This is a genomic window from Rhodococcoides kyotonense (assembly GCF_900188125.1).
GTDB classification, from domain to species: domain Bacteria; phylum Actinomycetota; class Actinomycetes; order Mycobacteriales; family Mycobacteriaceae; genus Rhodococcoides; species Rhodococcoides kyotonense.
The window spans coordinates 27,719-46,233 of the sequence record NZ_FZOW01000008.1 but is presented as its reverse complement, the minus strand read 5'-3'; the positions used below and the strand labels follow the sequence as shown (position 1 = coordinate 46,233).

Annotated in this window: 16 protein-coding genes; 7 read left to right on the top strand and 9 right to left on the bottom strand. The window is 63.4% G+C overall.

From position 1 onward, the window contains the following. Positions 1–44: 44 nt before the first annotated feature. Together CHB96_RS14630 and CHB96_RS29695 are read right to left on the bottom strand one after the other, a co-directional pair. Complete coding sequence (locus CHB96_RS14630; protein ID WP_089247439.1) at positions 45–1,190, bottom strand: LLM class flavin-dependent oxidoreductase; 1,146 nt, start codon at positions 1,188–1,190, stop codon at positions 45–47. A gap of 191 nt (positions 1,191–1,381) precedes the next feature. Then, entirely contained in the window at positions 1,382–2,323 is a 942-nt protein-coding gene (locus CHB96_RS29695) for an MSMEG_6728 family protein (protein WP_176444299.1), read from the bottom strand. A gap of 103 nt (positions 2,324–2,426) precedes the next feature. Here CHB96_RS29695 and CHB96_RS14620 point away from each other — a divergent pair, with 103 nt between their 5' ends. The 4 genes from CHB96_RS14620 to CHB96_RS14605 are packed head-to-tail and all read left to right on the top strand — an operon-like array spanning position 2,427 to position 6,201. Next, entirely contained in the window at positions 2,427–2,828 is a 402-nt protein-coding gene (locus tag CHB96_RS14620) for a GntR family transcriptional regulator (protein WP_089247437.1), read from the top strand. Continuing rightward, positions 2,825–3,682 (top strand): ABC transporter ATP-binding protein, encoded by an 858-nt coding sequence (locus CHB96_RS14615; protein ID WP_089247435.1) that lies wholly within the window; start codon positions 2,825–2,827, stop codon positions 3,680–3,682. The genes CHB96_RS14620 and CHB96_RS14615 overlap by 4 nt, the downstream gene beginning before the upstream one ends. 5 nt (positions 3,683–3,687) lie before the next feature. Beyond that, positions 3,688–4,734: an ABC-2 membrane transporter-related protein gene (locus CHB96_RS14610; protein WP_176444298.1), complete on the top strand. Its 1,047-nt coding sequence runs from the start codon at positions 3,688–3,690 to the stop codon at positions 4,732–4,734. Positions 4,735–4,779: 45 nt separating this feature from the next. Next, entirely contained in the window at positions 4,780–6,201 is a 1,422-nt protein-coding gene (locus tag CHB96_RS14605) for a protein adenylyltransferase SelO (protein ID WP_089247431.1), read from the top strand. Here the strand turns inward: CHB96_RS14605 and CHB96_RS14600 are convergent. From CHB96_RS14600 to CHB96_RS14585, 4 genes are read right to left on the bottom strand one after another with little or no spacing between them, the layout of a single operon-like run. After that, positions 6,198–7,310 carry a serine hydrolase domain-containing protein gene (locus tag CHB96_RS14600; RefSeq protein WP_089247429.1) on the bottom strand — a complete coding sequence of 371 codons (1,113 nt, stop codon included), beginning with the start codon at positions 7,308–7,310 and terminating at the stop codon, positions 6,198–6,200. The two genes, CHB96_RS14605 and CHB96_RS14600, sit on opposite strands and share 4 nt — an antisense overlap. Continuing rightward, a complete protein-coding gene (locus CHB96_RS14595; protein ID WP_089247427.1) occupies positions 7,307–7,927 on the bottom strand; it encodes a TetR/AcrR family transcriptional regulator in 621 nt (206 codons plus the stop codon). The genes CHB96_RS14600 and CHB96_RS14595 overlap by 4 nt, the downstream gene beginning before the upstream one ends. Beyond that, positions 7,924–9,483, bottom strand: a complete 1,560-nt coding sequence (locus CHB96_RS14590; RefSeq protein WP_089247425.1) for a class I adenylate-forming enzyme family protein — start codon at positions 9,481–9,483, stop codon at positions 7,924–7,926. Before CHB96_RS14590 ends, CHB96_RS14595 begins: the two co-directional genes overlap by 4 nt. Before the next feature lie 50 nt (positions 9,484–9,533). Beyond that, a complete protein-coding gene (locus CHB96_RS14585; RefSeq protein ID WP_089247423.1) occupies positions 9,534–10,187 on the bottom strand; it encodes a nitroreductase family protein in 654 nt (217 codons plus the stop codon). A 155-nt stretch (positions 10,188–10,342) separates the two neighbouring features. Here CHB96_RS14585 and CHB96_RS14580 point away from each other — a divergent pair, with 155 nt between their 5' ends. Then, complete coding sequence (locus CHB96_RS14580; RefSeq protein ID WP_176444297.1) at positions 10,343–12,244, top strand: flavin-containing monooxygenase; 1,902 nt, start codon at positions 10,343–10,345, stop codon at positions 12,242–12,244. Between the two features lie 28 nt (positions 12,245–12,272). On the opposite strand, the gene CHB96_RS14575 is transcribed toward CHB96_RS14580, so the two are convergent. From CHB96_RS14575 to CHB96_RS14565, 3 genes are all read right to left on the bottom strand, one after another. Continuing rightward, a complete protein-coding gene (locus tag CHB96_RS14575) occupies positions 12,273–13,877 on the bottom strand; it encodes a Na+/H+ antiporter (RefSeq protein WP_089247421.1) in 1,605 nt (534 codons plus the stop codon). An 86-nt stretch (positions 13,878–13,963) separates the two neighbouring features. After that, complete coding sequence (locus tag CHB96_RS14570; protein ID WP_089247419.1) at positions 13,964–15,073, bottom strand: PrpF domain-containing protein; 1,110 nt, start codon at positions 15,071–15,073, stop codon at positions 13,964–13,966. Between the two features lie 94 nt (positions 15,074–15,167). Next, complete coding sequence (locus CHB96_RS14565) at positions 15,168–16,526, bottom strand: SLC13 family permease (RefSeq protein WP_089247417.1); 1,359 nt, start codon at positions 16,524–16,526, stop codon at positions 15,168–15,170. 142 nt (positions 16,527–16,668) lie between these two features. Between CHB96_RS14565 and CHB96_RS14560 the strand changes: the two genes are divergently transcribed. Both CHB96_RS14560 and CHB96_RS14555 read left to right on the top strand, forming a co-directional pair. Then, complete coding sequence (locus CHB96_RS14560; RefSeq protein WP_089247415.1) at positions 16,669–17,601, top strand: LysR family transcriptional regulator; 933 nt, start codon at positions 16,669–16,671, stop codon at positions 17,599–17,601. Between the two features lie 119 nt (positions 17,602–17,720). Further along, the gene (locus CHB96_RS14555; protein WP_176444296.1) at positions 17,721–18,512 is read left to right on the top strand and encodes an SDR family NAD(P)-dependent oxidoreductase; all 792 of its coding nucleotides are present in this window, start codon (positions 17,721–17,723) and stop codon (positions 18,510–18,512) included. The last annotated feature ends 3 nt before the right edge of the window (positions 18,513–18,515 follow it).

Here is an 18,515-nt window from a genome sequence, read left to right as displayed (position 1 = left end):
AAAATGTATAGCCCGCTATACATTTTCACTCACGACGGCAGTGGTCACAGCCTGCGCATCCCCCGCAGAATCTGAATCAGCGGGAGTGAAGAAGCAAGGCCGACAGACAGTTTCGTGTGAACGGCGCTGATGTTGCACAGCACCGCGTATCGAAGCCCGTGGTCACGCCACTCACTGGCTTGATCGAGAATCTCGGACGGAGTCCCCGTCAAACAGACCTCGCGAATCAACGACGGCGGCACACGCTTCACGTAGTCGAGCGCCGTCTCAGCATCGAAGTTCTGCGGCAACAAGTCTTGGATCCCTGAGAAATTCGCGCCCAGCGGATGCTCGACGCCGTGTCGTGCCCACACCTCGGCGGACACACACAGCGCATAGGCCCGGGCGCCGACGGATTCCACCATCTCGTCGACCTGTCCGGAACTGCGTGCGGTCAGCACGAACAGAGTCGCTGCAGGGATGATGGTGGTCGGGTCGCGGCCAGCGTCGACGGCGGCTGCTTGAACTGCGGCGAGCTTTTCGGCGTACTGTTTCGGCTGCTGCGGATAGGCGGGGAACCAGGCGTCGGCGTAGCGACCCGCGATGCGCAGCATGCGAGGACCGTGCGCCGCAACCCAGATCTCCGGCCATTTCCCTTTATGGGGAGGAATGTCGAACACCGCTTTGTCCAGCGGGAAGAACTGCGACTCCCGCGTGACGGGTGAGCCTCCGGAATTCCACAAAGCCCGAATCGTGGCAAGTGCTTCGCCGAATCGTGCGACGGGTTTCTCCCAATTCACCCCATAGGGTTGGTTGCCTTCGCGTTCGCCTGGGCCGATGCCGAGGATCGCTCGGCCGCGGCTGAGCTGGTGAATCGTCGCTGCGGCCTGGGCCGTCACCGCAGGATTTCGACGACCCGCATCGGTGACTCCTACGCCCAACCGCAGGCGCGTCAACCTGTTCTGTGCGGCGACGTACCCCAACGTGGTCCACGGCTCGAGTGTCGCATCGGCCTTGGGCAACAGTTTTGCCATGCCGAGATGTTTCGGCGTCCAGATCGATCGCGGCAGAATTCCGTTGAGATGGTCGGGAATCCACATCGAGTCCGCTCCGCCCGCAGCGGCGGTCTGTCGTGTGGTCCGAAGAAGTAGATCGGATGCGAACCGAGGGTGCAATGCACTGTCCATCAGTCCAGTTCTGAAGCCATTCATGAGTCCTCCCCGCGCAGTGCGATTTCACGCTCCCGCCCAGTGGCAGGGCCACATTCGCTGGCTGGCTCGGAGTGCGGCAGCCCCGCAATGACGAAGCGCGTTCCGACCGGTCGAGACGAGACCGGTTGTTTCGATCGTCCTCGCATCGGGTCGGGATGTCACTGACGGTTAGGGCACCGAAACACCGCGGGCTACCGCGCAGGCGTGATCGCCAGAGTCGTTGTATCCGCCAATTCGGCCGGCACAGGCGCACCGGTCGTCACGACAAGAGAAAAACGAGAAGGGTCGACGACGGTCTGGCCCCGCCTGAAGTAGCGAATTCGGCCCGGGTCGGTCGCTTCGGCGGCCATGGCTTCGCGGTCCTCTTCGCTGGGCATCCGCGCGATCGATTTCGACACCGTTCCGCCCTGCTCGGAAGTCTTGGCAGGCAAAGGGTCGTCGGTCGGGGCGTCGAGGTCCAGAATGCGCGCCGTCAGACCGGCGCGAATTCGACTGGCAGCCAGGGCGAGTGTCGACGGTTCGGTGAAGTCGATGGCGACCGATTCTCTTTTCTTCAACTGCTGCAACGCATCCCACGCCGGGTGTCCGGGTTCGAGGAGAGCAGCGCCGGGTGCAGCGGCGTCGAGCAGATGTCCGACGGTTTTCGTCGGCGTCTCGGCGGCCAACGTATCTGTACCGACCCGAAAAGGTAAGGGCCACACTGGGTAGGGCGGGGTGGGCCAGACGTATCCGGTGTCGCCGGACCAGTCCTTGGGATACAGGTCGGGGGCTTTGTTCGCCAGCGAGCGTCGGTGACTGTCGTGGACTGCGTCGTCGCCCAGCCAGGGCGGTAGCCGGCCTTCGCGGCTGAGTTCGTCGAACGTGAACGCCGGGCCGTAGTCGAGAAGCTGCGCTTCGAGTGCATCCGCGTGGCCACGCGCGGCCCATTCGCGGCACGTCGCGACGCCGTACGCGATGAGCGCCGGCGTGAACCCTCGCCACATGGTGACCGCGGGATGACGCTTCCATCCGTACGTCGGCCAGATCAGCGCACGCAGAATTTGGAACGTCTCGACACGTTGCTTCCCGAGGCGTCGGTCGTCGAGCGCACGAGCGGACCGTACGAACCCGGCTTCGGGCAGGAAGGTTTGCACGGGCGTAGCTTCCCCTCGTCCCGTCGAGGACAAACTCCCTCTTACATAACGACCGTTCGTGTTCTACAGTCATTTCACTAACGCACTAGTGAAATGGTGGCAAATGATCGCGTACCGGATCGACCGGCGTTCCGGCATCCCCGCGTACGTCCAGCTGGTGCTGCAGACCAAGCAGGCTCTACGCCTGGGTGAACTGACGGTCGGCGAACGGTTGCCGACTGCCAAGGACGTCGTCGGCGCTCTGGCGATCAACCCGAACACTGTGCTCAAGGCCTACCGCGAGCTCGAACGGGACGGGTTGGTCGAACCACGGCCGGGGCTCGGCACTTTCGTCGTCGCCACCCTTGCCAAGCCCGGGATGGCAGAGAAGGCGGCACTGACCGAAGAACTGGATCGCTGGGTCGCGCATGGCGTCGCGGCGGGACTGGACCGATCCGACCTCGAAGCGTTGATCGCCTCGGCGCTCGACACCCGCTATGCCGAAGAAGGAGATTCCGAGCGATGAGCGACACGGTCCTGTCCATGACAGGCGTCGACAAATCCTTTCGACGAAAAAAGGTGCTCGACGCCTGTTCTTTCGAGATCGAGCGAGGCAGCGTCACCGCGTTGGTGGGATCCAACGGTGCAGGCAAGTCGACGCTGATGTCGCTCGTCGTCGGACTGCTCACGCCGGACAGTGGCTCGCTCGAGGTGTTAGGAAACTCGGTGGGCCAGCGTGGAATCGCGCCTGGGCTTTCCTATCTCGCTCAGCACAAGCCGTTGTATTCGAGATTCACGGTGAAGGAGATTCTGCGCTTCGGCGGCAGGACGAACGACTCCTGGGACGACGCCTATGCCGCGCATTTGGTAGAGGTGGCAGGTGTTTCGACATCGGCGCGCATCAGGTCGCTCTCTCCTGGCCAGCGCACTCGCGTCGCACTTGCTCTCGCGCTCGGTCGTCGACCCGACGTGCTCTTGCTCGACGAACCGCTCGCCGACCTGGACCCGGTTGCCCGCCGAGCCGTCGCGCAGACGTTGATGCGTGACGCCGCCGAGTTCGGTACGACAATCCTGATCTCGTCGCATGTTCTGGCCGAGCTCGCCGACGTCGCAGATCATCTGATGTTGCTGCGTGACGGTCGCATTCGGCTGTCCGGTGGTCTCGACGAGCTCACCGGTGAGCACTATGTTCTTGTCGGTTCCGGAGATCCGGCGGAGGTGGTGGAGAACGGCTCGGTGGTCTCCGAGGCTCTCGGTTCGAACGGAACGGTGTTCGTCGTCCGAGGCGCCCGACCCGTTGTGCCACCGGGATGGCAGGTCGAGAGTGCGACGCTCGACGACGTCGTGCTCGCCCATCTGAGCGTTCGGAGTGCATCGTGATCTGGGTGACGTGGCGACAGTTTCGCGCCACGATCCTCGCCGGTGTCCTGACGCCGATAGTCATTGCTGCAGTCGTTTTCGGATTGACACTCACCATCGGCGGGAGTCGACCGCTCGGGGTTCTGTTCTTTCAATGCTTCGGCTACTCGTCGTCGCAGTGTTTCGCCGAGTCGACGCTCACGCTAGCGTCGATGGCGACCATCGTGCTTCCCGTCGTGCTGGGGTTGTTCGTCGGTGTCACAGTCTTCTCGCGCGACATCGAACGAGGGACACACGTTCTCGGCCTGACGCAGTCGGTGAGTCGACGACGCTGGTACTGGACTCGGGTTCTTGTAGTGTTCGTGCCGGTAGTGCTGGCCATGGCCGTACTCGGGGTCGTCTTCTTCTGGGCGCGTTACCAATCTTTCTCGGGCGCCTTCACTTTCGCGGGTGTCATCGACTCGCGGCTTCAATTCCCGGTGTTCGGTTCGGTCGGTCTGGCCCCTGCCGGATATACCGCCCTCGGACTGACTATCGGCAGCACGACTGCACTGTTGTTGCGGCACACTGTCGGTGCAATGATCGCGACCCTGGTCCTGACTGTTCTTGCGCTGGTGCTGTTTCCTGTTCAGATACGCGAGCATTATGCGACACCGCAGGTGCACGAACTGCCGCTCGAAGACATCTTCAACGGTGCGTATTCGTCGTACTCGCAGCTCGGATATGAAGATTTCTATCCGGAATGGTCAGTGGGGGCCGACTACGTGGACGCTGCAGGCGAGCGGGTGGTCGTTGCTCCCGATGCGTGCATCTCGAGTGCTGGCGACTGGATCGAACCGGGTCCGGACGAGACGAACGCCGAATACGAAGCCCGCCTCGACGCGCGGTACGCAGAGGACGCAGCGCTGCGAGCAGACTGTCTACGCGCTGCCGGCGTCGATCATTACGAGAGTCTCTATCACTCGGACAGGCTGTTCTGGAGGTTCCAGTTCACCGAAGTCGCTCTGTGCCTGCTGCTCTCGGCCGTCCTCGCAGGTTCTTCGGCGATGCTGGTGCGTCGGCTGCGGCCCTGACGTGCAGCTTCACAGGTCGCGAGGGCGCGGGGCTACCCTCGAGGAATGGCCGCACCAACTGCAGTTCTCCTGGGGCTCGAGAGCACCTACGCCGACGAGCTGAGTGACCTGACGGTCCCGTGGACAGGTGCGGAGGCGCCGGAGCCTCGGCTGCTGGTGCTCAACGAAGAACTGGCGACGACGCTCGGCCTGGACGCGGACGCCCTGCGCAGCGCGCCGGACGTCCTGGCTGGGGCCACCGCGCCGGAGGGTGCGAAGACGGTTGCGATGGCGTATGCCGGTCACCAATTCGGTGGTTACGCCCCTCTGCTCGGCGACGGCCGGGCCCTGTTGCTGGGCGAGTTGGCGGGCCCCGATGGGCGCGTGGACCTGCACCTGAAGGGTTCGGGACGCACACCGTTCTCCCGCGGCGGTGACGGCCTTGCGGTCGTGGGTCCGATGTTGCGTGAGTACCTGGTCAGCGAGGCCATGCACGCGCTCGGGATCCCGACGACGCGTTCGCTCGCCGTCACCGCGACGGGTCGCGACGTCATGCGCAGTGGTCCCGAGCCCGGCGCCGTCCTGACGCGGGTCGCGGCGAGCCACATCCGGGTCGGGACGTTCGAGTTCGCGGCGCGCAAGGAAGGCCTGCTCGAGCCCCTGGCCGACTACGCGATCGCCCGTCACTACCCTCACCTGCAAGGCCGGTGCCTGGAGTTCTTCGAAGCAGTGGTCGACGCGCAAGCCGCGTTGGTGGCCAAATGGATGCTCGTCGGGTTCGTGCACGGGGTGATGAACACCGACAACACCACCATCTCGGGTCAGACCATCGACTACGGGCCGTGCGCGTTCCTCGATGCCTACGATCCGTATGCGGTCTTCAGTTCCATCGACCACGGCGGCCGTTATGCGTTCGGCAATCAGCCGGGGGTGGTGCAGTGGAATCTCGCACGCTTCGGGGAAACGTTGCTGAGGCTCGTGACGGACGACCCGAACGACGCCATCCCCGCGGTCACCGCTGTGCTCGAGAGCTTCGCAGACCGATACGGGAGGTATTTCGCGGAGGGCCTCGCGTCGAAACTGGGTGTGGCGGAACTCGATCCGGCGTTGGCCGACGATCTACTGACCCTCATGCGCGAGAACGGCCTCGACTGGACCGGGACGTTCCGCCTCTTGGCCAGCGAGTTACGCTCCGGCGCAGCCGATCTGGGGGTGCTGGAGCCGTGGGTCGAGCGCTGGCGCCTAGTGTTGCCAGAGGATTCGACAGCGGTCGCCGACGCTATGGACCGAGTCAATCCCCTGTACATCCCGCGGAATCACCACGTCGATGCGGCGCTGAAGGCCGCAACCGCCGGCGACCTCGGCCCGTTCGAGGAGTTGCTCGACGTCGTTACCCACCCGTTCGAGGTCCGAGCCGGGTGGGAGGCGTTCGCCGAGCCTGCGCCACTTCAGTTTGCGGAGGGGTTTCAGACTTTCTGTGGCACCTAGGCATCCCACGACGGGTAATAGTCTCGCGCCCGATCCGACCCGATGATTCCCGGCCCCATCTTGTTCATGACGTAGGAGAACGTCGTCCGGGTGTTCGGATTCATGACGGTCAACGAACCACCCCATCCACCCCAGAAACAACCGTCCGAGATGTAGGGGACCGTATCCTGTTGGGGCAGTGCGTAGCCCATACCGAAACGCAGCGGGACTCCCAGCGCCAGGTCGATTCCGCTGGCCTGTTCTTCGAACGCGAGGGCCACCGCGTCTGGCCCCAACAACCGCACCCCGTTCACGACGCCGCCGAGCGACAGTGCCGACATGATCGTCGAAACAGATCGAGCGTTGCCGTGCCCATTCGCTGCGCCGATCTCGGCGCGGCGCCACTCGGCCGTGTTCGCGGCGCCCGCCTGTACGACGGGTCCCAAGAATGTTCGACGACGCACCTTCAGTGGGTCGGGTACTACGTCGGTCGGAGCCGGCGGTGGCACGATGTCGGCGATACGTCCCCGATCTTGCTCTCGGGCACCGATCTGGAAGTCCGCACCCAACGGTGTCGATATTTCTTCGGACACGAACTGGCGCAGTGTCTTTCTCGTCGTTCTCCGTACCAGTTCGCCGACGAGTGCGCCCTGGCTGACGGCGTGGTAGCCCGATGTCGTGCGTGAATCCCACCACGGCTCCTGTCGTGCCAACTGCGCGGCGGCGCTCGGCGCGTCGTACAGGTCCTCGATGGAGCATGGTCTGTCCCAACCGGATACGCCCGACGTGTGCGACAGAATGTGTCGCACCTCGACCAGTTCCTTCCCGCCGTCGGCGAATTCGGGCCAATACTTCGATACAGGTGCGTACGGATCGAGCACGCCGCGATCGAACAACATGAGCGCGGCGAGGTTGGTGACCAGCTTCGACGTCGACCAGACGTTGACGATGGTGTCTTCGGTCCAAGCCACCGACCGATCCGGATCTCGGTGCCCGCCCCAGATGTCGACGACGCGTTTGCCGTCGACATCGATGGCGATGGAGGCTCCGAGTTCCTCACCGGACGACAGATTGGATGCCAACGCGTCGTACACGCCCTGAAACGCGGGGTCGACGTACCCGCCGATCATCGTTGTCCGCCCAGGAGTCGGTGGACGGCGAGGTCGACGTATTCGTCGGCGACGTCATCGATACTCATGGCGCCGTCGTCGTGGAACCAGCTGCTGATTCCGTTGAGCATGTCGGCCAAGGCGAACGACGCCAATCGTGCGTCTCGAACAGTGAATTCTGCTGTGCGCATACCTGCGGCGATCACATCGCGAACACGTCGTTGGTACTGCCTACGATAGTCCTCGATGACGGCGCGGTGCTCCGGCGTCAGGGATGCCAATTCATGCAGTCCCACAATGTATTCCAGGCGCCGTCCGTTGAGGTGAACCAGATGCGCACGCACGAGCGCCGCGAGTCGCTCGGTTGGAGTTCCCGGCGCATCGAGCAACGGTAGCGTCTGCTCGACGGGCTCTTGTGTGACAGTGAGACACACTGCGAACAGAATGTCCTCTTTCGACGGAAAGTGGTGGTAGAGACTCGCGCCCTTGATTCCGACGGCGTCCGCGATGTCGCGCATCCCGACGGCGGCGTAGCCGTCGCGAGCGAAGATCTCTGCGGCCTTCGCTGCGATGTCTTCCTTGCGTCGACGTGTTCTGACCTCACGGGGAATGTCGTGGGTGTTGTCGGGCAGGGTCACACGGTCTCCTCGACTGCTAATTTTCTCAACTCGCGCTTGAGAATCTTGCCCTGTGGGTCGACAGGAAGCTCGTCGACGATGTGAACGGCCTTCGGTGTCTTGTACGACGCGAGCTGCCCTCGGCAGTGTTCGATGATCGCGGCGGGATCGGGGGAGGACCCCTCGGCGGCGATGACGAACGCGGTCACAGCCTCGGACCAGTAGGGATCGGGCATTCCGACGACGGCGGCACGCAGTACGTCGGGATGCGCGTGGATCGCTCGTTCCACTTCCTGAGACGACACGTTCATACCTCCGGATTTGATCATGTCCTTCATCCGATCGTAGAAGAACAGATTTCCGTCGGCGTCGACACGGACCATGTCACCGGTGTGGACCCATCCTCCGTCGAACACCTCTGCTGTCTTTGCATCGTCCTTGAAGTATCCGAGCATGACGGACGGAGTGCGACAGAGCAATTCGCCGATCTCACTGTCGTTTCCATCGGTGTCGACGACCTTGATTTCGAGGTGGGTCACCGGCTTGCCTATCCATGATGCATCCCCGCCGGGGATGTCGTCGAGCGTCGTGAACCAACCCACCGATCCCAGTTGCGACAGTTCCGACTGACCCCAGTAGGTTCCCCAGATTGCCTCTGGCGCAGCCGAAGCCCACGCCGAGATTGTGTGCGGCGAGACTTGCCCGCCATAGGTCAGGCAGCGTCGAACCTGGCCGACGGCATGTTGTCCGAACGTCGCCTGACGTGCGAGGGCGAGATAGAAAGTCGGTGTCTGTGCGATGACCGACACCTTCTCGTCGGCGATGATGCGTAACGACTGTTCGGGATCGACGGTCGCGGGGAGGACGAGGGTGGCGCCCATCAGCGTCAAAGTGGTCATCGAGCCGAGCCCGGCGATGGTGTGGAACGGCATCACGAACAGCCACGTGTCCTCGGGGCCGGTGCGCAGTCCCCAACTCCACGCGGGTGCTGTCGAGATGAGGAAGTTGCGGTGCGGAATCATCACACCCTTGGGCGCGGCCTCGGTGCCGGACGTGTAGATGACCATGGCGACGTCGTTTTCGTCGATGTCCACGTCGGGTTCGTCGGCAGGAGTGTTTGACGTCAGCTGTATGTAGTTCTCGCCGAACGTAACCAGCGTGGTGGCGTCTGGCTTCACTGATGCAATCAGATCGGAGAATTCCGCGTCTGCGACGACGACCGTCGGCTCGGCATGCTCGAGCTGGTGGCGCACTTCCGCTTCGCGATACAGGACGTTGATCCCGGTGAACGCTGCCCCGACCTTCAAGGTTCCGTAGTAGGCGACGACGACATCGACACTGTTTCGCGCCATCGAAGCCACGCGATCGCCGTGCCCGACGCCGAGGTCGATGAGCAGGTTCGCGAATTGGTTTGCCCGCGTGTCGAGTTGGCCGTAGGTGGTGACGTCGCGTGTGCCGTCCGTTCGATAGCTGATGAATGCGATCTTGTCGGGCTGTGTGCGTGCGTGGCGTCGTAACTGGTCGCCGATGGTGGCGCGGCCGATGCGAGAGCGGTGATGTGCGGCTGTGTCGGGCATGGCGTGGCTCCTCGGTCTACAGGGCGACAGGTCTACAGGACATAGCGGGTCTACAGGGCAGCGGCAGGAGTGAACATCGGCCGCGAGAACGTCTCGAGCGCGACGATCTCTTCGACGGGACTACGCGTCAGCTTCTTGGGAAACGACTTCTCCGGGTATCCGACGGCGATGTGTGCGGCGGTGATGTACTCGTCGGGAATCTCGAGAAGGTCGCGGATGGCCGGTTCCTCGTGACACAGCAGGGTCGTCACGGCGGTGGCTACGCCCTGATCGCGCAAAGCCAGGCACAGGTTCTGGACGGTCGGGTAGATGGATGCACCACCGACAACGGACAGTCGTCCGAGTTCGTGATCGGTGGGGTGAAGCCCGTCGAGTGCGGCGCACACGACGACGATGGCGGGCACGTCGGCGAGGTGGCGAGCGAAGTGATCCGCGTCTTGCACGGTTTTGGGCAGTGCACCGACTGCGACCGTACCCCCGGTGATGCCGGCGAAGTACGCGTCCCACATCGGGAGGTAGAGGTCGGCGAGGGCCTGTTTGCGGGCCGCGTCGCGCACGACGATCCAACGGACCGGCTGGCGGTTGCCACCTTGTGGACCGAAGCGCGCGACATCGAACGCGTTTCGGAAGACGTCGTCCGGTATCGGAGTGTCCGCGTAGTGGCGGCAGGTGCCGGTGGTGCGCATTGCCTCGGTGAGTTCCATGTCGTTCCCTTCGCCTGACCGCTGTTAGGTGTGGAGAACAGCATCATGTGGTGTGTGCCACATTGTCAAGGGCTAAAAACCCAGCGTGCTCGAGGTCTTGTGTTCCAGTGCCTAACCATGGTTAGTTTTGGAGAAGTTTCGTTCTGAGGAGGTAGATGGTGACCGTCACTGCTGCGATTGCGATCGATCGAGCTCGGCTGGCGCGTGCACTGGACGCTGCCAACATGCCGAGCCTCGTTGCGGTGCTCTACCAGCTGACCGGGGACGAAACGTGGTCCGACGAGCCGTACCGGCCGACCCGTAGCCGCGGTATGGACGACAACGACAGCGGTGGGTTCGCACCCGAGGTCGCGTCGACAATCCGGGCGGCAGCGCTCGACGCGATCGTCGACTGGTCCAATGGGACACCCATGGCTGTGCCGTCGCCGAGTGGTGAGCAGTTGGTCGAGATGATCAGCGTCGCGGTCGGTGAACCGGTCCCGGCCGAGTTCGCGTCGATGGTCGCCGAGGACATGGGCTTCGCCGAGGAGCCTGTACGACGCCCTGCGCGCAACGGTCTGTCGGTCATCGTCATCGGTGCGGGTGTGTCCGGAATGCTCGCGTCGATCAAGTTGTCCGAGGTGGGCATCGAACACGTTGTTCTGGAGAAGAATTCGGACGTCGGTGGTGGCTGGTTCGAGAACACCTATCCCGGTGCAGGCGTGGACACACCGAGCCACCTGTACTCCTACTCGTTCGCCCCGCGTTCGTGGAGCACCCATTTCGGAAGACGGGACGAGGTATGGCAATACCTCAGTGACGTTGCAGCAGAACATGATCTACGACGACGAATTCGCTTCGACACCGAGGTGGCCGATGCTGCTTACGATGCGAGTGGCCAGTGTTGGACGGTGACCACCGTCGGAGGCGAGGTACTCACAGCCGACGTCGTCATCACCGCCACAGGTCAGTTGAATCGGCCGAAGTTGCCGAAGATCTCTGGAATCGACACGTTCGAGGGGCCGATATTCCATACCGCCGAGTGGCCGGATGGGCTCGATCTGGACGGAAAGAGGGTAGCAATCGTCGGAACCGGTGCGAGTGCGATGCAGGTGCTGCCCGCCGTTGCGTCGAAGGTTGCACACGCCACCGTCTTTCAACGCTCGCCCCAGTGGGTCGCGTCGAGTGATGTGTATTTCGAGCCCATCGACGGCGACGTCAGCTACCTCATGGAGGCCGTTCCGCTGTACCGCTTGTGGTACCGGGCGAGGCTGGCATGGAATTTCAATGATCGCGTGCATCCGTCGTTGCAGGTCGATCCGGAATGGGGAACCCCGGACCGGTCGATCAACGCGATCAACGACGCGCACCGCAGGGTCTTCACGCGCTACCTCGAGAAAGAGTTGGAGGGTAGGCCGGATCTGATCGAGAAGTCGTTGCCCGACTACCCGCCTTTCGGTAAGCGCATGCTGCTCGACAACGGGTGGTTCGCGGCACTCAAGCGCGACAACGTCACCCTGGTGACGGAAGGCGTAGCGTCGATCGGCGCGAATTCCGTTGTGGGAACGGACGGAACAGAGGTGGAGGTCGACGTCGTCGTTCTCGCGACGGGTTTCGAGACGCACAAGCTGCTCAGCCCGATCGACATTCGCGGCCGGTCGGGGCGGTCGATCAAGGATTTCTGGGGACCGGAGGATGCGCACGCGCACCTCGGCATCACCGTCCCGGATTTTCCCAATCTCTTCATCACGTGTGGCCCGGGTACTGTTCTGGGGCACGGGGGTAGCTACATCACGATCGCCGAATGTCAGGTGCGATACATCGTCGATCTTCTGAACGCGATGTCGGACAACGGGATCGGTTCGGTCGAGTGCAAGCCCGAGGTCGAACAGGACTATGTGCGACGACACGACGACGCGCATTCACACATGATCTGGACGCACGAAGGTATGAGCAACTGGTACCGCAACGACGCCGGACGCGTCGTGTCGACGTTGCCATGGCGGATAGTCGATTACTGGGAGATGACGAGGCACGCGGACCTCGATGATTTTCTGACCGAATCCCCACGTGAGTGAAAATGTATAGCCCTCTACACATTTTCACTCACGACGGGCCCGGCAAGTGCATCCCGTGCTCCTCGTGATCGAGTTCATGTTCGAGCACCCGCATGTCGGCGTCGGGCAGCCGACCGGCATCGCGCCATCTCAGTAGTTCGTCCCTCTGTGTGGCGATGATCCGGCGGCGGGTGCCGAGCGACGCCTGCTGAGCAGGTGAGACCAGGGACGCGTCGTCGTCGTTGTCGAGATGATCGAGTCGCCGGCGGTAGCGCTCGATGCGATGCTCCAGCTCCTCCCGAAAAGCAGCCGCCGCCTCTGGCTTCAGCTTCTCGTCGCGCGCGATCCGATCGAGTTGCTCGAGTGCAGCCTTTGCCGCACCCTGTCTGGCCTCGTTACGTACCCGCGAGGTGGCCGCGTCGTCTGCGCGAACCTTCAAGCGGCGGACAAGGGGCGAGAAGGTAGTTCCCTGACCTACCACGGTCACGAGTACGACGAGGAAAGCGCAGAACAGCAACAGGTCTCGGGCCACGAACGGTTCACCGGAGTCGAGGGTCAGGGGCAGTGAGAATGCCGCTGCGACGGTGATGACTCCGCGCGTTCCTGCCCAACTCATGACTGTGATCTCGGAACCGGGCAGGCGCGGAACGTCGGCGGCGGCGCGATTCTTTCGACGCGGAACACGCTCGGTGACGAACAGCCACACGGGTCGGAGCAGCAGAACGCCTGCCAACGTCACGCCGACGGCGGTGGCCACTGTGGACAGCGAATAGGCGGACAGTCCGGCGACCACCGTGGGTAGCTGTTCGCCGATCAACAGAAAGACGAACCCCTCCAGCAGCACGTCGATCAGTCGCCACACTGCGCCGGTCTGCAGACGGCTTGCGCTCGACGCGGCGTGGCGAGTGTCGTGCCCGACGATCAGCGCGGTGACCACGACGGCCAGAACCCCCGACGCATGTATGTGCTCCGCTGCCAGGTATGCGACGAACGGTGTCACGAGCGAGACGATGTTGAGCAGCAGCGGGTCGTCGATGAGTCGCTGAACGAGTCGGATGACGAACGCGATTGCTGCGCCGACGGCGACGCCACCCACCGCCGCGAGAAGGAACAAGCCACCGGCTTCGGCGGGGGACATGTCGAACATGGCGATAGCCGTCGTGGCGACCGTGAGCATCGTCAGCGCGGTCGCGTCGTTGAGCAGGCCTTCACCCTCGATGAGGGTCACGAGCCTCGGCGGAATGCCGGCGCGTCGGCCGACGGCCAATGCTGCGACGGGATCGGGTGGCGCGACGGCAGCGCCCAAGGCCATACCGGCAGCCAACGTGACGGTCGGTATCAGCAGATACAGGCCCACTCCGACGACCGCCGCTGTGGCAACGACCAGACCGACCGACAGGCTCAGGATTGTCAGTGCGTTCTTTCGGATCGCTACCAGCGACGAGTTGAGTGCCGCGCTGTACAGCAGCGGTGGAATGACCAGCGTCAAGACGACATCCGGGTCGAGAACGATGTCGGGTAAGGGTGTCGCGGATACTCCGAGACCCGCCAGCGTCAACAATGCTGCGGCGGGAACGGTGGTCTTCTTCGACAACACCTGGGCGGCGACGATCAGCGCAACGGCAGCGAGAACCAGGCCGAGCCCGCTCAACATGAGGTGTCACAGGATGAGTACACGAAGGTGGGTTCCACCGGGCGGTGCGATCAAACCTCGGTTTCACCGCCCGGCCCCGACCGGGCTTACGTGAGAACGGGCACTGCCACGAACAACTCCGCCGTCGCGATCCGACGCACCGCGCGGTGCAGTGTCACCGACTGGAGGATCCCGTTGGGATCGAGTGCGAGGTCGACGTCGAGAATGCCTGCAGCCGTGCCGATTCGGAGCGAGCCGGGCCACCCGATTCGGGCGTTCGACGCGACGACGCCGCCAGACACCGTCGCAGCCGCTGCGACCGCCACCGCCGACGTCAGTCCGATCGCCGGGTGCGGAGCCATCATCGACATCATGCGGACCGAGATGTCGTAGTCGGCAGCATCCACGTCGGTACCGGCAGTGGTGCGGTAATCCGTTGGCGGGCCGACGATCCCGACCTTCGGAATCGCATGTGTGATCGGATCCTCCGGTCGGCTCAGACCCATGCGCAGAGCTGCCTGACGCCGTAGCGCGACGAGGGTGTGCAGATGATCAGCGATGTCTTCTGCGCCACCGAGCCCCAGGTCCGATGCGTCGAACAGTGCGGCGGGCGCTCCAGCATTGACGAAGGTCCCGCGAAAGGTTTTGTCGCGCAACGTAATCTCGTCCAGAGCTTCACCCGTGGGCAGCAAGGTCACTCTGTCGGCGTGAAGATCTGTGAACGTCAGTCCCACGGGAACCCCCAGCGCGGTGGTTCCGGGGACCGTGGCGTCGCCTTCGGTGGGGACGTGACCACCGGGGGTGGCGATTTCAGCGGACAACACTGCCCCGGTGTTCTGATTGCGCATTCGCACGACCGTGACCGCGTCGTCGACGGCTACCAGCCCTGCTTGCAGTGCGTACAGGCCGATGGCCGTCGCGCAGTTACCGCAGTTGCTACCCCACTCGACGGTGCGGCTGTCGATCGCCACCTGCGCGAACAGGTAGTCGACGTCGATGCCCGCGGCGCTCGACCGCCGGACGATCGCGGCTTTGGATGTCGTCGAGCTTCCGCCGCCCACGCCGTCGAGCTGGCGGGGATCTCCGGATCCGAACGCGGCCGTGAGGATGTTGTCGAGGCCGCCGGCGTCGGCGATGTACGGGTCGATGTCGACGGCATTGAACAGCCAGCACTTGCTGGTACCGCCGCGCATCCAGGTGCCTCGTAGGGTGAACATCTGTTGTGCCTTTCGTCGATCTCGGTGCACTCCAGCCTGCGTGGGCCAGGGGTAAAGCACAATTACGAAATATGTTCGAGCCGTTCAGGGATGCTTAAACCAGGCTGGGTGCGATGACCAGTACGAGCCAGCACAGCGCCGGAGCGACTGCGACGACGACGCCCGCGTTAACCAGAAGTTGCCGGTAGAACCGGGGACGTTCGATGTTCTGGGCATTGGCCAGAACGAGCGCACCGTTGGTCGAGAACGGGGAGACGTCGACGACGGTCGCCGAGATCGCGAGAGCGGCGACGACGCCCACTACCGGCAGGGCTCCTGTGCCCAGCAGAGGCATGGCCAGCGGGATGACCGCGGCGAGCAATGCTGTCGACGACGCGAATGCGGATGTCACGCCGATGACGTAGCAGAGAACGAGCGCCACCAGCATCGGAGCGCCGAGCGTGATCGCGAAGTGGGCGAGCGTGTCGATAGTCCCCACCTCTTCGAGAATCGAGATGTAGGTGACCATGCCGGCGACGAGGAGAACCGTCGACCAGCTGATACCTGCGATGGCCTCGCTCTGCTTCTTCAGGTCGGTGAACGCGAGGACGGCGCCTGCCGCGATGGCGATGAAACTGATCGGCAGGTGGAACACGAGAACCAGGACGAGCAAGGTTGCGGTCAGGAACAGCGTGAGCTTCTGAACACGGGTGACCGGTGCGGGTGCGTCGACCAGGGTTGTCGTCGTGGGTCTTGCCAGCACCTGGGTGCCGCCACTGCCACCCGACGGCAGGGATGGGGAGTCGTCGCGTGAACCCGTCGTCGGGAGGGGCTTGGTCGTTCCGGTCGCGGTGTACTCGAGACCGCGCATGCGCGACAGAGCTGCATATCCGACGACGGTCAGCACCGACAACAGCAGGTTGATGCCGTAACTGGCGAAGAACAGCGTCCACGGGTCGATGCTGAGCCCGTTGTTTTCGACGATGTCGCGAACCAGGACACCGGACACGCTGATCGGCGAGAAAGCGCCTGCGTGTGCACCGTTGATCGTCATGATGCCCATGACCAGCGGGCTCATCCGAGTGCGCGCGGCGAACGCCATGGCTGCCGGGGTGATCAGAGCAACTGCGGCTGGGCTGAAGGTGCCGAGAGCGGTGAGCACCGAGGCGACGAAGAAGAAGACCCACGGTACGACGGTGACGCGGCCATGCACGGCGCGTATGCACGAGTTGACCAGCAGGTCGATGGTTCCGTTGCGTTTCGCCATGCCGAAGAAATAGGTGACGCCGACGATGGTGAGGACGATCGAACTCGGGAATGCCTCGAGGATTTCCTTGTCGTCGTAGCCGAGTGCGAAGTACCCGACGGCGAACGCGCCGATGAAGCCAAGAATGCCGATGTTGATGGGGAAGAACGTGGCGATCACGAACATCGCGACGAGCGCGATGAGCGGGAGTATCTCGATGGAGGTCATGAGGGTCTTTCGGTGGCTGGAGTAGTGCTCGGTTCCATTCAGCGCTGAAACGTTGTCCAAGTCACACTATTGACCGCTTGGATTCAGGACAATACGGTTTTGCTACCACTCTGTTTAGCTCAACTGAAGGCAGGCATCGAGAATGCAGCAATCGTTCGACGTCGTGACGCTGTTCCTGCTTCTCGACATCGCCGAAGCCGGGTCGCTGACTGCGGGTGCCGAGCGCGCGAACATGACCGCGTCGGCCGCATCGCAACGAATTGCCAAGTTGGAGAACAGCATCAAACAGCCTGTCCTGACGCGTTTGCCCCGCGGCGTCCAGCTGACGGAGGCCGGGGAGATTCTCACCAGCCGAGCGAGATTGTTCCGACGCGAGATGCGCGCCGCCAGTGGTGATCTCGAAGCGATCCGCGGGTTGGAACGCGGAGCGGTGCGGCTCGGTTCGTTCCCGACGGTCAGTGCGTCGCTGTTGTCGGATGCGTTGAAGGAGTATCACGCACGATGGCCGGGTGTCGACGTGCGCGTCCGGTCAGCGGTACGCCCCCAATTGCTCGACATGCTGCATTCGAGCGAGGTCGATCTGGCGTTGCTGTGGAGCTACGCGTGGACCGAGGAGGCCGAGAGGTCGTTGTCGTTGGAATCGCTGATGGAGGACGAGACCAAGCTGCTGCTCCCCGTCGACGACGACCGTGCGTCCCACGAGATGGCGCTCCCCGACCTGAAGGGGTCGCGGTGGATCATTCGAAGCAACGACCATCCTGCGGCGGAAGTACTCTTTCGTAGTTGCAGGGCAGTCGGTTTCGAGCCCGAGGTGGTGTACGAGGCGCACGACTATCAGGAGATCGAGGCGATGGTTGCCGCCGGCGTCGGCATCGCGATGGTCCCGGGACTTGCGGTGGTGCACCACCGGCCCGACGTGCGTCCTCTCGCGTTCCGCGCAGCAGACCGGGTCCCGACGCGTGTCATCTACATCGCCTCCCTCGCCCGACGGCAGTACACACCGGCGATGTATGCGATTTCCAGCGCGTTGCGTGGGGCGGCGGACCGCATCGTGGGTTCCAACCTCCCCCGGTGACCGAATGCCGCCTTCGCACACTCTGAGTGACCGGATGCGTCATTCGCTCCCCGGGAGGCTGGTTATTCGACGGACAACCTGGGCATGCGGATGAGTGAACCCCGAGAAAGGACCACATCATGCCCGACGCTCGTCCGCTTGCTCTGGTTACCGGCGGATCCTCCGGTATCGGATTCGAGCTCGCGAAACAGTTCGCTCGGAACGGCTACGACGTCGCGATATCCGGCCAAAGCGAACGCGTCTTCGAGTCGGCCGATGCGCTGCGTGAACTGGGGGTCGACGCGTACCCCCACCGCGCGGACGCCGCTACGTACGACGGCGTGGAGGGCTTCTGGACCTTTGTCGACGACCTCGGTCGGCCGGTGGAGGCAGCTGCGTTGAATGTCGGGATCGGACACGGTGGAGCGTTCGTGGACAACGATCTCGATGACGAGCTGAGGCTTATCGCCATCAACGTCACCGGCACCGTTCACATGGCGAAGAGGGTTGTGCAGCATATGGTTTCGAACGGGCGTGGAAAGCTGTTGATCGTGTCGTCGGTGTCGGCGACAACTCCGACGCCGTATGAAACGGTGTACGGGCCGTCGAAGGCGTTCGGTTTTTCGTTCGCCGAATCACTGCGTGAGGAACTGCGCGACACCGGAGTGACGGTGACGGCACTGCTTCCGGGCGCGACGGACAGTGACTTCCATGCCAACGCGGGCATGGGGGATACCAAGTTCGGCGACAACAGTTGGAAGAACGACAAAGCCGTTGTCGCGCAGCAGGGTTACGACGCCCTGATCGCTGGGGTCGACCACGTCGTCGGCGGTGACGACGCGACCAAGAAGGAAGCTGTCGACAACCGCAAGACCCCTGAGCCCGAGAAGGCCGCCAAGATGGCGAAGCAGGCAAAGCCGGGTTCGCGGTGAGAA

Coding starts and splice junctions, on each gene's coding strand:
- CHB96_RS14590 (WP_089247425.1), bottom strand. CDS start 9,483: ATGCCCGACACAGCCGCACATCACCGCTCTCGCATCGGCCGCGCCACC.
- CHB96_RS14560 (WP_089247415.1), top strand. CDS start 16,669: ATGCAGCAATCGTTCGACGTCGTGACGCTGTTCCTGCTTCTCGACATC.
- CHB96_RS14555 (WP_176444296.1), top strand. CDS start 17,721: ATGCCCGACGCTCGTCCGCTTGCTCTGGTTACCGGCGGATCCTCCGGT.
- CHB96_RS14630 (WP_089247439.1), bottom strand. CDS start 1,190: ATGAATGGCTTCAGAACTGGACTGATGGACAGTGCATTGCACCCTCGG.
- CHB96_RS14585 (WP_089247423.1), bottom strand. CDS start 10,187: ATGGAACTCACCGAGGCAATGCGCACCACCGGCACCTGCCGCCACTAC.
- CHB96_RS14615 (WP_089247435.1), top strand. CDS start 2,825: ATGAGCGACACGGTCCTGTCCATGACAGGCGTCGACAAATCCTTTCGA.
- CHB96_RS14620 (WP_089247437.1), top strand. CDS start 2,427: ATGATCGCGTACCGGATCGACCGGCGTTCCGGCATCCCCGCGTACGTC.
- CHB96_RS14580 (WP_176444297.1), top strand. CDS start 10,343: ATGGTGACCGTCACTGCTGCGATTGCGATCGATCGAGCTCGGCTGGCG.
- CHB96_RS14565 (WP_089247417.1), bottom strand. CDS start 16,526: ATGACCTCCATCGAGATACTCCCGCTCATCGCGCTCGTCGCGATGTTC.
- CHB96_RS14600 (WP_089247429.1), bottom strand. CDS start 7,310: ATGATCGGCGGGTACGTCGACCCCGCGTTTCAGGGCGTGTACGACGCG.
- CHB96_RS14570 (WP_089247419.1), bottom strand. CDS start 15,073: ATGTTCACCCTACGAGGCACCTGGATGCGCGGCGGTACCAGCAAGTGC.
- CHB96_RS14575 (WP_089247421.1), bottom strand. CDS start 13,877: ATGTTGAGCGGGCTCGGCCTGGTTCTCGCTGCCGTTGCGCTGATCGTC.
- CHB96_RS14605 (WP_089247431.1), top strand. CDS start 4,780: ATGGCCGCACCAACTGCAGTTCTCCTGGGGCTCGAGAGCACCTACGCC.